General features: G+C 58.8%; 17 protein-coding genes. 2 read left to right on the top strand and 15 right to left on the bottom strand.

Going from position 1 to position 13,196, the window contains the following annotated elements; all coding sequences use genetic code 11:
* Positions 1-696: 696 nt before the first annotated feature.
* Both H8F22_RS10985 and H8F22_RS10980 read right to left on the bottom strand, forming a co-directional pair.
* A complete protein-coding gene (locus H8F22_RS10985) occupies positions 697-843 on the bottom strand; it encodes a hypothetical protein (protein ID WP_172825944.1) in 147 nt (48 codons plus the stop codon).
* A 112-nt stretch (positions 844-955) separates the two neighbouring features.
* Positions 956-1,792, bottom strand: coding sequence for an NAD(P)H-binding protein (locus H8F22_RS10980; RefSeq protein ID WP_059182878.1), 837 nt, complete (start codon positions 1,790-1,792; stop codon positions 956-958).
* Between the two features lie 149 nt (positions 1,793-1,941).
* Between H8F22_RS10980 and H8F22_RS10975 the strand changes: the two genes are divergently transcribed.
* Positions 1,942-2,664, top strand: coding sequence for a TetR/AcrR family transcriptional regulator (locus tag H8F22_RS10975; protein WP_194940112.1), 723 nt, complete (start codon positions 1,942-1,944; stop codon positions 2,662-2,664).
* Between the two features lie 5 nt (positions 2,665-2,669).
* On the opposite strand, the gene H8F22_RS10970 is transcribed toward H8F22_RS10975, so the two are convergent.
* The 8 genes from H8F22_RS10970 to H8F22_RS10935 all read right to left on the bottom strand — a co-directional run bounded on the left by H8F22_RS10970 (position 2,670) and on the right by H8F22_RS10935 (position 8,839).
* The gene (locus tag H8F22_RS10970) at positions 2,670-2,954 is read right to left on the bottom strand and encodes a hypothetical protein (RefSeq protein ID WP_027922977.1); all 285 of its coding nucleotides are present in this window, start codon (positions 2,952-2,954) and stop codon (positions 2,670-2,672) included.
* 303 nt (positions 2,955-3,257) lie between these two features.
* The gene (locus H8F22_RS10965; protein WP_007946177.1) at positions 3,258-3,488 is read right to left on the bottom strand and encodes a hypothetical protein; all 231 of its coding nucleotides are present in this window, start codon (positions 3,486-3,488) and stop codon (positions 3,258-3,260) included.
* Between the two features lie 133 nt (positions 3,489-3,621).
* A complete protein-coding gene (locus H8F22_RS10960) occupies positions 3,622-3,843 on the bottom strand; it encodes a hypothetical protein (protein ID WP_027922978.1) in 222 nt (73 codons plus the stop codon).
* Between the two features lie 72 nt (positions 3,844-3,915).
* The gene (locus H8F22_RS10955) at positions 3,916-4,956 is read right to left on the bottom strand and encodes a DNA topoisomerase IB (RefSeq protein ID WP_194940111.1); all 1,041 of its coding nucleotides are present in this window, start codon (positions 4,954-4,956) and stop codon (positions 3,916-3,918) included.
* Between the two features lie 77 nt (positions 4,957-5,033).
* Positions 5,034-6,113, bottom strand: a complete 1,080-nt coding sequence (gene modC / locus H8F22_RS10950; protein WP_194940110.1) for a molybdenum ABC transporter ATP-binding protein — start codon at positions 6,111-6,113, stop codon at positions 5,034-5,036.
* A gap of 3 nt (positions 6,114-6,116) precedes the next feature.
* The gene (gene modB / locus H8F22_RS10945) at positions 6,117-6,797 is read right to left on the bottom strand and encodes a molybdate ABC transporter permease subunit (protein ID WP_027922981.1); all 681 of its coding nucleotides are present in this window, start codon (positions 6,795-6,797) and stop codon (positions 6,117-6,119) included.
* A complete protein-coding gene (gene modA / locus H8F22_RS10940) occupies positions 6,798-7,565 on the bottom strand; it encodes a molybdate ABC transporter substrate-binding protein (RefSeq protein WP_194940109.1) in 768 nt (255 codons plus the stop codon). It lies immediately after the preceding gene.
* A 209-nt stretch (positions 7,566-7,774) separates the two neighbouring features.
* A complete protein-coding gene (locus H8F22_RS10935) occupies positions 7,775-8,839 on the bottom strand; it encodes an NAD(P)H-dependent flavin oxidoreductase (protein ID WP_194940108.1) in 1,065 nt (354 codons plus the stop codon).
* Positions 8,840-9,021: 182 nt separating this feature from the next.
* Between H8F22_RS10935 and acuI the strand changes: the two genes are divergently transcribed.
* A complete protein-coding gene (acuI, locus tag H8F22_RS10930; protein WP_027922984.1) occupies positions 9,022-10,005 on the top strand; it encodes an acrylyl-CoA reductase (NADPH) in 984 nt (327 codons plus the stop codon).
* Here the strand turns inward: acuI and ada are convergent, their stop codons facing one another.
* The 5 genes from ada to H8F22_RS10905 all read right to left on the bottom strand — a co-directional run bounded on the left by ada (position 10,006) and on the right by H8F22_RS10905 (position 13,130).
* Positions 10,006-11,070 (bottom strand): bifunctional DNA-binding transcriptional regulator/O6-methylguanine-DNA methyltransferase Ada, encoded by a 1,065-nt coding sequence (ada, locus tag H8F22_RS10925; RefSeq protein WP_027922985.1) that lies wholly within the window; start codon positions 11,068-11,070, stop codon positions 10,006-10,008. It lies immediately after the preceding gene.
* An 87-nt stretch (positions 11,071-11,157) separates the two neighbouring features.
* Positions 11,158-11,823 carry a DNA oxidative demethylase AlkB gene (gene alkB / locus H8F22_RS10920; protein WP_194940107.1) on the bottom strand — a complete coding sequence of 222 codons (666 nt, stop codon included), beginning with the start codon at positions 11,821-11,823 and terminating at the stop codon, positions 11,158-11,160.
* A 3-nt stretch (positions 11,824-11,826) separates the two neighbouring features.
* Complete coding sequence (locus tag H8F22_RS10915) at positions 11,827-12,495, bottom strand: 2OG-Fe(II) oxygenase (RefSeq protein WP_027922987.1); 669 nt, start codon at positions 12,493-12,495, stop codon at positions 11,827-11,829.
* Positions 12,496-12,621: 126 nt separating this feature from the next.
* Positions 12,622-12,798, bottom strand: a complete 177-nt coding sequence (locus tag H8F22_RS10910; protein WP_155953714.1) for a hypothetical protein — start codon at positions 12,796-12,798, stop codon at positions 12,622-12,624.
* Between the two features lie 29 nt (positions 12,799-12,827).
* Entirely contained in the window at positions 12,828-13,130 is a 303-nt protein-coding gene (locus H8F22_RS10905; RefSeq protein ID WP_016984992.1) for a DUF1883 domain-containing protein, read from the bottom strand.
* Positions 13,131-13,196 lie beyond the last annotated feature (66 nt).

Here is a 13,196-nt window from a genome sequence, read left to right as displayed (position 1 = left end):
GTTACCTTCACGAGCAAAAATAGGGGCCAATCAGGCGCCGCCCTCCGTGACCGGATGCGACAGCTTGTTGATTTTTCTCAAAGTTAGAGGTTCCCGATATTGTTTAATATCTGAAACGAGCCAGAGAGCGGTGGCTGTGATGCTAGAAGTAGACACCTGTACGGTGACGTGTCCAAATTGCGGCGCTGATCTTCAGCCTGCCCTGCATCGATTCGCCTCGTTTAAAGACTTACTCAGATTGAAGTGTTTCGAGTGCGGACTGGATGTCACAGGCGACGAAATTCTTCAACTTTATGACTCCCTCGAGTATCAGCTCAGGCAATTCAGGCCAAGGGAATAGGCGCATCATCTAATGCTGCTACCTGCTTCAATCCCCGTCTTAGTGAACTCATCTAGCTGTCGCGACCATTTTTCAGTGACAACAATTTCAGGTCGCGATACATAGCTGCCACTGGCGAAAGGCAGCTTCTGGCCGATTGCTGCCCTTGCGTACTCACTCTGGCGTAACGACCTCAACCCCCCAGCGTTCACAAAATAGTACATTAGTAAGTACATTTGATTCTAAGGTTGTCGGTTGACTCCAATGAATGCGGCGATTTTAAGAATAAATTAGGTTCCGGCTTCGGGCACCATCTAAAATCAAGGGTTTGCGGGCGAAAGCTGATGCAAGCCCTTGTTTGTTTCCGGCTCTTGATTTCAGAATTGCTCCGCAATCACGTTTGAAAACTGCTGCGCTTCTAGCGCCCGATCAGCAACCTTGGCGTTATGGACAAGTCGGCTCAGCGCTGCGGCGATGATGATCGCCAGCAGCGGCCAGTAGATGAAAATCACTTTCAAAAACATGGCGTCACCTCGAACGTTACTGAGCCAAGCCGAATCGGCGTCCCATCATAGTGTCCACAACATGACAGGATGAGTATTGATCTCATTCGGGATGTTTGCCGTATTTATTTGTTCAGCCTTCACTCGCCCAAACCCCCGTATCCGCAGTGCGCCGCACATAATCGCTAAAGTCCCGCGCGGGACGGCCCAGTGCACGCTGGACGCCATCGGCAAGGGGCGTGTTGCGCCCGTCGAGCACCGTTGTGAAGAGGTACAGCACCAGGTTGGTCAACTCGGCTGGAAGGTGCGCCTGTTCCAGCGCCTCTCTATAGGCATCCGGCGGTACGGCGACGAAGCTGATATCGCGGCCGGTCCCTCGAGCAATCTCATCGACCGCCTCGGCAAACGTCAGCGCCCGTGGCCCTGTGAGTTCATAAAGCTGATCTGAGTGGCCGGGTTGCGTCAGCGCCAGGACGGCAATCTCGGCGATGTCTTCCACGTCGACAAAGGGCTCGGCGATGTTGCCAACGGGAAGGGCTACTTCTCCTTGAACAATCGGCTCCAGAAAATGTGCCTCACTGAAGTTCTGGAAGAACCAGCTGCAGCGAAGGATCGTCCAGTCGACGCCGCTGTTTTGTATGACGCGTTCGGCTTGTTCCGCTTCGGCCTCTCCGCGTCCGGACAGCAGCACCAGTTTGCGGACGCCGCTTTTGACCGCCAGGTCGGTAAACGCCTGAATCGTTTCGACGGCACCCGGAACGGCGAGGTCTGGTTGATAGGAAATGTATACGGCGTCGATGCCATCAAGCGTGGCCTCCCAAGTGCCGCGATCTTCCCAGTCGAAAGGTGGATTGGCGCCACGAGAGCCCAGCCGCACGGGCAATCCCGCATGTTGTAGCCGTTGAGTAATCCTGCTCCCTGTTTTACCGGTCGCACCGAGAATGAGGATGCGGTCTTGAGAGGTCTTCATCGCGTTCATCTCCATCGGGTTAATGTGAGTAACACTCACGTTAAAAGATGATAAACGCTCACGTTCTGCCGTCAATAAACGAAAGAGCGGAACCGACGTACGGCCATCCCCCCCTTGGGTGGGTTGATAGGCGGTGCTAAGGTGAGTGCATGTCACGTTATCGACCGGGATTCCCACCAGTGCCGAAGAAAACCACCACCGAGCGCGAACAGACGGTTTCAGAGCCGAGCCGACGCAACCCCACGCAACAACGCAGTCGCGAGCGGCAGGAGCGCATTCTGGCGGTGGCAACAAAACTGATCGCAACCAAGGGCAGCGACTCATTAAAGATGAGTGAAATTGCCGAACGCTCGGAGATTTCGATTGGTTCGCTTTATCAGTATTTTCCGGACAAGAGCTCGGTGATCCGCACGCTGGCCGAACGCTTTAACGCAGAGAGTCGCCGTTGCATAGAAACGGCATTGGTAGCGGTCCAGGATGCGCAAGGGCTGCGTGAGGCCTATTCGGACTTGCTTGAGCAGTATTACAACATCGCTCAGGCGGAGCCTGTAATGCGTGATATCTGGTCGGGGATGCAAGCCGACAAGCAACTGCTGGCGCTGGAACTGGAAGAGAGTCGAGTGGCGGGCAGGTTGCTGGCGGATGCGATGCTTCGTGTGTTTCCAGGCAGTGATACCCAGCAAGTTTGCGATACGGCTTTTTTGATCTGGCAACTGGGCGAGGCGACCATGCGTTTGGCCATCACCTGCGCGCCTGAAGAGGGGCGGCGACTGTTCGAAGCATTCAAGCGTATGTCGCTCGCGGAAGTGATGGCGCCCTCTAGCGCGTTGATCAGCAGTGGGTCGAACGAAGTCGACCCTGCTGTCGAATGAGCCTGTTATACAAAAGGCTGGCCGCTGAAACCACGAGGCAGTCTTTGCAACCCGGCCATGGCGGTTAGCCGTTCAGTCCAGGCTGCGCGCCAGTCATTGGCGGTGTGAGTGGCTTTGGCCTTGCGTGCGGCACGGCGTGTTGCATTGCGTTGGGCCTTGCGCGCTTCCTTGTACGCGTCGGTGTTTCGGCAGCTTCTGCATTTCACGCGGTTCAGTTCCTGGGTGGACGTGAGGTTGCTGCCGTTGTGACCGCAGGCCAGATGCCCGCTGACTTTGTAGTGGGTGACCATGGAACGTCTCCTTCGTGACGTGTGATTGTTTGACCCCGCGCAAACGCCAGCGTTCGATGGCTGCCTGACAGGCAAAAAAAAGGTCTGCATGCGGGCAGACCAAGGTGATTCTTCAAAGGAGTGACTCACTGTAGGGCGCGTGTTGTAAATGCGGCGTGAAAGAAATGTCGCAAAAAAAAGCCCAGCGCCAGGCCGGGTTTGCGGGTGTAGCGGCAGACACTCAGACAGGCACAATCGCGGTGACGATAAGGTCGCCGTTCATGCGTCCTGAAACAGGCTCTGTTCTCGCGTCGCGTGCCCGACTCATCTGAACCGTGGCAGGGGCGGATCGACAGGTTTTAGCGACGACAGCGTGTTTCGAATCAGGGGAGTGTCTTTTTCGATGTCGTTTAGCCGATCACGAATTCTGAGGGCTGTTGGGTGCCCCCCTTGATGATCGACCCAATCGGCAATTTCCTTGCACGCGGCGGCAAGCCGAGCCTGCCGGGAGTCAAGCAGGGTGAGGAGGGTGGTGATGGACTCTTTTTCGGACATGGAAAACACCTCCGTTGAAGAAACCTGGCAAATGGCAGCAAAAAGCCCGCCAGGTGCGAGCTTTCAGCCGTTGGGGTCGCCGATCCTTCAGCTGTTTTTCAGTATAGACCCGGAATAGACAGGTACCTGTTCATCATCCTTGCCGGGCCATCACTTGCGATGTGGCATTCAGCCGTTGGCATTCCCGTCTGGCATCGGCTTCAGCGTCAAAGCCGTCACCGATGAAACCATGAGTGCGAGTGTCGGCGATGCGGTACCAGACGGCGGCGTCGGGTGGCGGGTGACCGGATTCACCGGCTCGGCGACCATGAATGATGATCTTGTTGCAACGCTTCACAACGAAAATGTCTTCCATGGCGTCACCGCAGCTGATTCTGGTTCAGATCAACTATAGAAGTTCTTTCTGGTCGTGCAAAAAATAGACAGGTCAGTTCGTCGCTTCAGCGCTGGCGATCATGCGCTCAAGGAACATGGCCAGCCCGACTTCCTCTGGCCTGAGCCCTTTACGCATCCTTGGCCGAGGCAACTCTGCCAGAGCGCCGAGCATAAAAGCGTCGAGCACCGCTGGGTGGATGTAGCATTTGCGGCACACCGCGGGCGTGTTGCCTAACTGCCTGGCGACGCCCTTGACCATCTCTACCACCTGGCGTTTGGCGTCGGACTCCGGCTCCCACTGCAATTCGCGCAACACCGACAATGCCAGGACACTGCCTGCCCACGTGCGGTAATCCTTGGCCGTGAAATCCGCGCCGGTGAGGGTTTGCAGGTACGCGTTGACGTCGGCGGAACTGACGGTGTGTCGCTCGCCGTTCTCATCCAGATACTGAAACAGGTTTTGTCCGGGGATTTCCTGGCAACGCTTGATGATCCGGGCCAGGCGTCGGTCTCTCACGGTGATCTGGTGCTCGACGCCACTCTTGCCGCGGAACTGAAAGCGGATAGCGCTGCCGTTGACTTCAACGTGACGGCTGCGCAACGTCGTCAGGCCGTAGGAACGATTGTCCCGGGCGTACTGGGTGTTGCCGACCCGGATCAGCGTTGCATCGAGCAAGGTGATGACGGTGGCCATGACCTTGTCTCGGCTGAAGCCTGGCGCGGCCAGTAGCGTTTCAAGCTGTTTGCGCAGTTTCGGCAGTGCCAGGCCGAAGTCGCGCAGGCGCGAGTATTTGTCGGCATCGCGCACTTCGCACCAGCGTGCGTGGTAGCGGTATTGCTTGCGACCACGAGCGTCGCGGCCGGTGGCTTGCAGATGGCCGCGCGGGTCGGCGCAAATCCACACATCCATATAGGCCGGCGGTACGGCGAGCGCGTTGAGGCGTTTGATTTCGTCCGTATCGGTAATGCGCTGGCCCGCCGGATCGAAGTAAACAAACTTTCCACGCAGCAGCTTTCGGCTGATTCCGGGCTGCGTGTCATCGACATAGTGCAGGTCGGGTGGCAGAACATCTGGCAGCGCGGTATCGGACATGGCGAGTCAACCTCGACAACAAATCAGGGGTCAGTACAGCCATTGACCGCGCTCATTTGTCGTTGGTGCCAAAAGACTTAGGCCAGCACTGCCACCGCTTTGATTTGTGCCCAGAGTTGCTGGCCAGGATGCACGCCCAACTGATCCCGGGAGTAGCGGGTGATACGAGACAGTAATGGCGTGCCGGCGGCATTCAGGCGTATCAGCACATGGGCAGCGTTGTCGGCGCTGATTTCACCGATCACGGTCACTGGCAGGCGATTGAGGATGCTGCTTTGCTCGACGCTTCGCAGGCTCAGGCTGACATCGCGCGCCTGAACCTTGCAACGCAGTGTCTGACCCAAGGGCATGGGCGCATGGGCGACGCGAATGCCCAGTTCGGTCCCGGGCAACTGCAAGGTCAGCAACTGATAGTGGGCGTCATACGCGCTGACATGCCCCTCGATCACCACGCCCGCATCGTCGCCCAGCGCCAGTGGCAGGTCGAGACGAGCGAGGGTTTCGCCGATGGGGCCGCTGGCCAGCGCCTTGCCTTCGCTCAGCAAGACAATGTGATCGGCCAAACGCGCGACCTCATCCTGCGAGTGACTGACATACAGCACCGGGATGTCCAGCTCATCGTGCAGGCGTTGCAGGTAAGGCAGGATTTCGTTTTTGCGTTGACTGTCCAGCGCCGCCAGCGGCTCGTCCATCAGCAGCAGTTTCGGGCTGGTGAGCAGCGCGCGCGCAATGCCGACCCGCTGCCGCTCGCCGCCGGAAAGGTGCTGCGGGTGACGTTCCAGCAGATGCCCGATCCCCAGCAATTCCGTGGCATGGCCCATGTCGACCCGGCGCTGCTGTTTCGGGATGCGCTTGAGGCCGAATTGCAGGTTCGCCAGCACTGACAGGTGCGGGAACAGACTGGCTTCCTGGAAGACATACCCCAGCGCACGTTTATGCGGCGGTACGAAAATCTTCTTTTCGCTGTCCTGCCAGACTTCATCGTTGACCTGGATAAAACCCTGTGGGGCTTGTTCCAGTCCGGCGATGCAGCGCAGGCAGGTGGTCTTTCCCGAGCCTGAGTGTCCATAAAGCGCGGTCACGCCACGACCGGGCAATTGAAGGTCCACGTCCAGGGCGAACCCCGAATAGCTCAGTTGCAGACGCATATCGATCATCGATCAGCTCCAGATCGCTTTGGTTTTGCGGCTGGAGTAGAGCGCCAGCAACACCGCAAAGGAGAACACCAGCATCGCCCCGGCCAGCCAATGGGCCTGGGCGTATTCCATGGCTTCGACGTGATCGTAGATCTGCACCGACACCACGCGCGTCTTGTCCGGGATGTTGCCGCCGATCATCAAGACCACACCGAACTCACCGACGGTGTGGGCGAAGCCGAGAATCGCCGCTGTGATAAAACCCGGCCGTGCGAGCGGCAGGATCACGCTGAAGAAGGTGTCCCACGGATTGGCGCGTAAGGTCGCGGCCACTTCCAAGGGGCGAGTGCCAATGGCGGAAAAGGCGTTTTGCAGCGGTTGAACCACGAATGGCATCGAGTACAGCACCGAGCCGACGACCAACCCCGCAAAGCTGAAGGTCAGGGTGCCAAACCCCAGCGATTGGGTGAACTGACCGACAAAACCGTGAGGCCCCAGCGCCAGCAACAGATAAAAGCCAATCACCGTGGGCGGGAGGACCAGGGGCAGGGCGACGATCGCCCCGACCGGGCCGCGCAACCAGGAATGGGTGCGTGACAGCCATAACGCAATTGGAGTGCCGATGACCAACAGGATCGCGGTCGTCAGGGACGCCAGTTTGAGGGTTAGCCAGATGGCAGCGAAGTCGGCACTCGTCAGCGTCATTTAGAGTTGGTAACCATAGGATTTGATGACAGCAGCGGCTTTCGGACCCTTCAGGTATTCAACCAGTGCCTTGGCGGCCGGGTTGTCCTGGCCTTTGTTGAGGATCACCGCGTCTTGTTTGATCGGGTCATGCATGTCAGCTGGAACGATCCACGCCGAACCGTCGGTGACTTTGCCGTCTTTGTAGATCTGCGACAAGGCTACGAAGCCCAGTTCTGCGTTGCCGGTGGAGACGAATTGGTAAGCCTGGGTGATGTTCTGGCCTTCTACGATCTTATCCTTGACCTTGTCGGTCAGGCCCAGCATGGCCAGTACCTGAGTCGCGGCCAGACCGTACGGTGCAGCTTTCGGGTTGGCAATGGACAAGTGCCGGTACTCGTTCTTCTTCAGTACTTCGCCCTTGGCGTCGACGTAACCTTCTTTGGCCGACCACAGCGCCAGGGTGCCGATGGCGTAGGTGAAGCGCGAACCCTTGACCGTGTCGCCTTCGGATTCAAGTTTTTGCGGGGTGGTGTCGTCGGCCGAGAGGAACACTTCGAACGGCGCGCCATTCTTGATCTGGGTGTAGAACTGGCCGGTGGCGCCATACGCCGCGATCAGTTTGTGCCCGGTGTCTTTCTCAAAATCGGCAGCGATGACCTGGAGAGGGGCTGTGAAGTTGGCGGCGACAGCGACCTGGACTTCGTCCGCGTGCGCGGAGCCGAAAGCGAAGAGGGCGATCAGGCTGGCGAGGCAAGAAGGGGCAAAACGTGAGGCACCCATGGTCATGAAACGGCTCCGTTATAGGCAAATGCAGCAAGGAGGTGAAACGCTATATAGTCGAATATATAGCGAAATGCCTTCAAACGGAATGTGTTGGTTTATGAGTGGGGGATCGGTATTAGCCGCGCTCAACCCTGTAGCCGCTGGCGAAGCCTGCGTCCGGTTGCGCCGCCGGACGCAGCCTCGCGGGCTCGGCAGCGGCTACCGGGGATCGCTTATCGACGGAGCAGTTTGGCCAATGCTTCATCCGCCAGGCGACGGGTCAATTCGGCTGTGGTCATTTCAGCGCTCAACCGGAACGCTTGCCCGGCCCAGAGGTTGCTGAAATCCGCTTCATCCTTGGCTCGCAACGGCATCAGCGCACCGCCGGCGAGTGGGAATTTCGGCGCTTTATCGCTGATCGGCCCGATTTCACGCATCACCCGATTGAGAATGCCGCGTGCCGGGCGGCCGGTAAAAATGTTGGTGACAGCGGTCTCGCTTTCTTTGGCCGTGCGCAATGCCTTGTAGTGAGACGCGCTGACCTTGGCTTCTGGCGTGAACAAATAAGCCGTGCCCACTTGCACCGCTGAAGCGCCCAACATAAAGGCGGCCGCAACGCCGCGCGCATCACTGATCCCGCCGGCGGCAATCACCGGCACTTTTACCGCATCGACAATCTGTGGCACCAAGGCAAACGTCCCGACCTGGCTACTCAGATCATCACTGAGAAACATCCCGCGATGACCACCGGCCTCGTAACCCATGGCGATGATGGCGTCACAGCCGTGCCGTTCGAGCCAGACAGCTTCTTCAACCGTGGTCGCCGAGGAGAGAATTTTTGCACCGGTGGCTTTCACCCGTTCCAGCAGGGACTTTTCCGGCAGGCCGAAATGAAAACTGACCACTTCAGGGCGAAACGCTTCGACGACCTCGCAGGCGGCCACATCGAACGGCGCGCGGTTTGAAACCGGTGTCGGCGCATCGAAATCGACGCCCAGTTCCCGGTAGTAAGGTTCCAGCACGTTCTTCCAGTCCCGGGCGCGTTGCTCGTCAGGGGCCGGAGGTTGATGGCAGAAATAGTTGATGTTGAACGGGCGCTGGCTGTGTTGGCGAATCGTCTTCAGCTCTTCGCGCAATTGCTCGATGGTCAGCAATGCAGCCGGCATCGAGCCCAGGCCGCCGGCGTTACTCGCGGCGATGACCATGGCCGATCCGTTGGCGCCGGCCATGGGGGCCTGGATGATCGGCAGCTCAATCCCGAGCAGGTCAAGAATGCGGGTGTCTGGCCATTGGCTCATTTCAATCTCCGACGTCAAAACAGGGCAGGACGGTTGAACCGGTTTTTTACCAGCTATCGAGGGTGAAGGGCCAGTCTACTTTTGGCTGGCCAGCGGTTTGGCTTAAAGTCTTGTACGGCGAAATGTTTCTTTATGGTATTTCAAGGGCTCCACATCCTGATTGATTCCATTGAGAGGTAACGATGTTCAAGGGCATTTTGATCGACAAAGACGACAGCGGTTACCGGGCCACACTGCAAGAGATCAATGACGATCAACTGCCCGAAGGGAACGTAACGGTCCGCGTGGCGTACAGCACGCTGAACTTCAAGGATGGCTTGGCAATTACCGGCAGCAGCCCGGTGGTGCGAAAATTCCCGATGGTGCCGGGGATCGATCTGGCAGGCACTGTCGAAACCAGCGATCACCCGGACTACAAGGCCGGAGATCAAGTGGTCCTCAATGGCTGGGGCGTGGGCGAAGGGCATTGGGGTGGATTGGCGCAGAAGGCACGCCTGAACGGTGACTGGCTGATTCCGCTGCCAAAGGAATTTACAGCAGCCCAAGCCATGGCCATCGGTACTGCCGGTTACACGGCCATGCTGAGCATCCTGGCGCTGGAACATAACGGTGTGACGCCCGATCAAGGTGAAGTGCTGGTCACCGGTGCCAACGGCGGTGTCGGCAGTTTCGCGATCGCGCTGCTGAGCAAGCTGGGTTATCGCGTCGTCGCTTCCACCGGTCGAACTTCCGAACACGATTACCTGAAGCAGCTGGGCGCCAGTGAAATCATCGACCGTGCCACATTGTCCGCCCCCGGCAAACCGTTGGCCAAGGAGCGTTGGGCGGGGGTGATTGACTCGGTCGGCAGCCACACGTTGGCCAACGCCTGCGCCAGCACCAAGGCCAACGGCACGGTAGCAGCGTGTGGTCTGGCGCAAGGCATGGACTTCCCGGCCTCGGTCGCCCCGTTCATTCTGCGTGGCGTGACCTTGGCCGGGATCAACAGCGTGACCCAGCCCAAGGCCAGGCGCGTACTGGCCTGGAATCGACTGGCCAAGGATCTGGACTTCGCGCTGCTGCCGCTGATCAGCCATGAAATCGCTTTGAGCGAAGCCATCGATGCCGCGCCGCGCCTGCTCGCCGGGCAATTGCGCGGGCGGGTGGTGGTCGATGTGAATCGCTGATCAGCGCGTCTCGCGTTCCAGCAACAGACGCTTGCGCTCAACGCCCCAGCGATAGCCTGACAGGTTGCCGTCGCTGCGCACCACGCGGTGGCAAGGGATCGCCACCGCCAGACTGTTCGCGCCGCACGCCTGGGCCACGGCGCGCACAGCCTTGGGCGACCCGATGCGTTGGGCAATCTCGGCATAGCTCGCGGTGCGGCCAGCGGGAATTTCGCGCAAGGCTTGCCAGACACGCTCCTGGAACGCCGTGCCGCGCACGTCCAGCGGCAAATCCAGGCCAAGGGCCGGCGCTTCGATAAACCCTACGACCTGGGCGATCAGTTGCTCGAACTCATGATCGGCGCCGATCAGGTTGGCACGCCGAAATTTGTCCTGCAGATCGCAGACCAGTTGATGCGGATCATCCCCCAGCAGAATCGCGCAAACCCCGCGTTCACTTTGCGCCACCAGAATGGCCCCCAGGGAACACTGGCCAACGGCAAAGTGGATGTCGTTGTTTTGCCCGGCAGCGCGGTAGTCGCCCGGCTTCATGCCGAGCAAGTTATCCGCCGCTTCATAGAAACGACTGTTGGAATTGAAACCAGCGTCATATAAGGCATCGGTGACCGAGCCACCACCCGCCAGACGATCACGCACCTTGCGCGAGCGATGAGCCGTGGCGTAACCCTTGGGTGTCAGCCCGGTGACGGCTTTGAACACTCGGTGGAAATGGAAGCTGCTGAGGCCCGCTGCGTCCGCCAGTTCATTGAGCGGCGGCAGATTTTCGGCGGATTCGATGTGCCGACAGGCCGCTGCCACGGTGGCCGCGTGTTGGGCGGCAACATCGCTTTGGTCTTTTGCTGCGCGTTTGCTGGGACGGTATCCCGCCGCCTGGGCTTGCTCCGGCGTGTCGAAAAACTCGACGTTCTGCGGATTCGGCAAGCGCGCCAGGCTGCTCGGGCGGCAATAAATGCCGGTGGTTTTGACCGCGTAGACAAACTGCCCGTCTGCGGCTGGATCGCGCGCTACAACGGCGGCCCAGCGAGGATCGATTTCGGTAGCTGTTTTAGTCGAATGAGTTGTCATGTCTGTAGTTCCATTGACCCGTTTCATTCAGATTAATCAGGCGAGAGGGGCGTGGCACTCCGGGTCTTGCGGTCAAATTCGAGTCTTTCAACCGGCCTTACGAAACGTGAAGTTGATCCGTTGTTCGCCCAGCTTCGGATGATGCCCGTCCTTGATCGGCAATACGCCGTGATAGCGCAAACGGTCGACGCCACCCCAGACCACAATATCGCCATGCAACAGGGGCACACGCTGGCTTTTATCGCTGCGCTCAAAACCGCCGAACAGGAACGTTGCGGGCAGCCCTAGCGATACCGAAACGATCGGCGCTGCGTAGGAACCTTCGTCTTTATCCTGGTGCAAAGACATCTTCGCGCCGGGGACATAGCGGTTGATCAGGCAGGAATCGGGAACAAAATCCGTAAATCCGGCTCCACGTGCCGCCGCTTGTGCCAGTTCAAAAAACACCTCAGGCATTTTCGGCCAGGGTTGCCCGGTCTGCGGGTCATTGCGCGTGTAGGTGTAGCCGCTTCGGTCGGTGGTCCAGCCCAGGGCACCGCAACTGCTCAAGGCTACGGACATGGTGAAGCCGCCGGGGGTGACCATCTGCCGAAACGGCGCGACGGTCAAAACCCCCTCTAGCGCTGTCAGCAACGATTCCAGCCAGGGCAGGGCAAAGCCGCGCAAGACGCAGGCTTGTTCACCGATCTGCTCGCGCCGTAGCGGTTGTTCGGGTTCGGTGTCGGCAAACAAATCCAGGGTGAAAGGGTTCATGGTTCATAACGCATCGTGAAAGATGATTCCAAGGGTATGCCGTTTTCCGCTGTGCAGGCGACTCACGCCGTGGCGCATGTTCACTCGGTAGTAGCCGCGAACACCTTTGACCGGGCGCTGGCTGACGGCAAAGATCAAGGCATCGCCTTTCTTCAGGTCCATGACCAGAGGACGTGACTGCATGCGCGGGCGCTGTTCGGTCAGCACGAATTCGCCGCCGGTGAAATCTTCGTCGGGTTCTGACAGAAGAATCGCCACTTGCAGCGGAAAGACGTGTTCGCCGTACAGGTCCTGGTGCAGGCAGTTGTAGTCCTGCGGGCCATATTGCAGCAACAAGGGGGTCGGGCGTTCCTGACCGGCGGCATGGCAGCGCTGCAAAAAGTCTGCATGCGTCGCGGGAAAACGCGTCGGCAGGCCCATGCATTCGTGCCAGCGATTGGCAATCGGCACCAGGCTCGGGTAAAGCGCGTTGCGCAGGCGCGCGACGGGATCCGGCAGAGGGTATTTGAAGTATTTGTACTCGCCACGGCCAAAGCCGTGACGAGCCATGATCACCTGTGAACGAAAAAGCCCGGGCTGCGCGTAAAACGCGCTGATCTCGTCGCAGGATTCGGCACTCAGGAGTGATCTGATAATGGCGCAGCCATCCTGATCGAGTTGTTGCTCCAGCATGTTCTGACTCCTTAACCCAAGGTTGAGGTGGCCAGTCTAGGCAGCAGGGGCGGGGCGAACACTCCGGCGCTTGCGGTCAAACTTCAGGCGCGGAAGCAGACATCCCTGTGACCGCTCCGGGGGCTGTTACAGTGCTTTGCTGACGCTGATCTCGCTGATGACATCGTCGCTCTGGCCATGAATGGCGTCGAGCGCGGCCTTGGCTTCTTCAGCGGTGCCGTTTTCAAGCTGGGCAAACTCGAAGCGGCGCTCACCGTTGAGTTTGTATTTGATGACGTACTTGGTCGTTTGAGCCACGGTCATACCTGCCTTGTTTCGTGTGCGGACGTTGCTCAGCTCAGTTTTGTGCTGGAGCGACGGATGATCTTGATCGAATGAGTCAGGGTCGGCTTGCGGGTCACGCTGATCGGCCGGCGGTTGACCGTGTCGATGGTGATGTTCCAGAAACCGGTGCTCGGCGCGGTAATCCGGGCCGGGAAAGTATCGAATGCGCCGCCGTGGTAGGTGTGACGACCACCATTCTTGAAGCTGCGGAAGTTGGCGTCGTTCATCAAGCGGATGTTGCACATTTGGGAGCACTGGATGACGACGATGTCGTCTTCATTGAGGTGCTCGCGCTGGTGGATAAATTTCATGAGGCGCCTCCAGAAGGGCTTTTTCTACAAAATCAAAACGATAGCATGGGCGATTGGCGCAGTTTA

Source organism: Pseudomonas mucoides (genome assembly GCF_015461845.1).
GTDB classification, from domain to species: domain Bacteria; phylum Pseudomonadota; class Gammaproteobacteria; order Pseudomonadales; family Pseudomonadaceae; genus Aquipseudomonas; species Aquipseudomonas mucoides.
The sequence above is the reverse complement of the archived record's forward strand: the minus strand, read 5'-3'. Positions and strand labels throughout refer to the sequence as shown.

Bases quoted from the DNA above. Each gene is read 5' to 3' on its own strand.
- ada (WP_027922985.1), bottom strand. From the start codon at position 11,070: ATGACAACTCATTCGACTAAAACAGCTACCGAAATCGATCCTCGCTGG.
- H8F22_RS10910 (WP_155953714.1), bottom strand. From the start codon at position 12,798: ATGACCGTGGCTCAAACGACCAAGTACGTCATCAAATACAAACTCAAC.
- H8F22_RS10935 (WP_194940108.1), bottom strand. From the start codon at position 8,839: ATGAGCCAATGGCCAGACACCCGCATTCTTGACCTGCTCGGGATTGAG.
- H8F22_RS10905 (WP_016984992.1), bottom strand. From the start codon at position 13,130: ATGAAATTTATCCACCAGCGCGAGCACCTCAATGAAGACGACATCGTC.
- H8F22_RS10985 (WP_172825944.1), bottom strand. From the start codon at position 843: ATGTTTTTGAAAGTGATTTTCATCTACTGGCCGCTGCTGGCGATCATC.
- modC (WP_194940110.1), bottom strand. From the start codon at position 6,113: ATGATCGATATGCGTCTGCAACTGAGCTATTCGGGGTTCGCCCTGGAC.
- alkB (WP_194940107.1), bottom strand. From the start codon at position 11,823: ATGAACCCTTTCACCCTGGATTTGTTTGCCGACACCGAACCCGAACAA.
- H8F22_RS10980 (WP_059182878.1), bottom strand. From the start codon at position 1,792: ATGAAGACCTCTCAAGACCGCATCCTCATTCTCGGTGCGACCGGTAAA.
- H8F22_RS10970 (WP_027922977.1), bottom strand. From the start codon at position 2,954: ATGGTCACCCACTACAAAGTCAGCGGGCATCTGGCCTGCGGTCACAAC.
- modA (WP_194940109.1), bottom strand. From the start codon at position 7,565: ATGACCATGGGTGCCTCACGTTTTGCCCCTTCTTGCCTCGCCAGCCTG.
- H8F22_RS10960 (WP_027922978.1), bottom strand. From the start codon at position 3,843: ATGGAAGACATTTTCGTTGTGAAGCGTTGCAACAAGATCATCATTCAT.
- modB (WP_027922981.1), bottom strand. From the start codon at position 6,797: ATGACGCTGACGAGTGCCGACTTCGCTGCCATCTGGCTAACCCTCAAA.
- H8F22_RS10955 (WP_194940111.1), bottom strand. From the start codon at position 4,956: ATGTCCGATACCGCGCTGCCAGATGTTCTGCCACCCGACCTGCACTAT.
- H8F22_RS10915 (WP_027922987.1), bottom strand. From the start codon at position 12,495: ATGCTGGAGCAACAACTCGATCAGGATGGCTGCGCCATTATCAGATCA.
- H8F22_RS10975 (WP_194940112.1), top strand. From the start codon at position 1,942: ATGTCACGTTATCGACCGGGATTCCCACCAGTGCCGAAGAAAACCACC.
- H8F22_RS10965 (WP_007946177.1), bottom strand. From the start codon at position 3,488: ATGTCCGAAAAAGAGTCCATCACCACCCTCCTCACCCTGCTTGACTCC.
- acuI (WP_027922984.1), top strand. From the start codon at position 9,022: ATGTTCAAGGGCATTTTGATCGACAAAGACGACAGCGGTTACCGGGCC.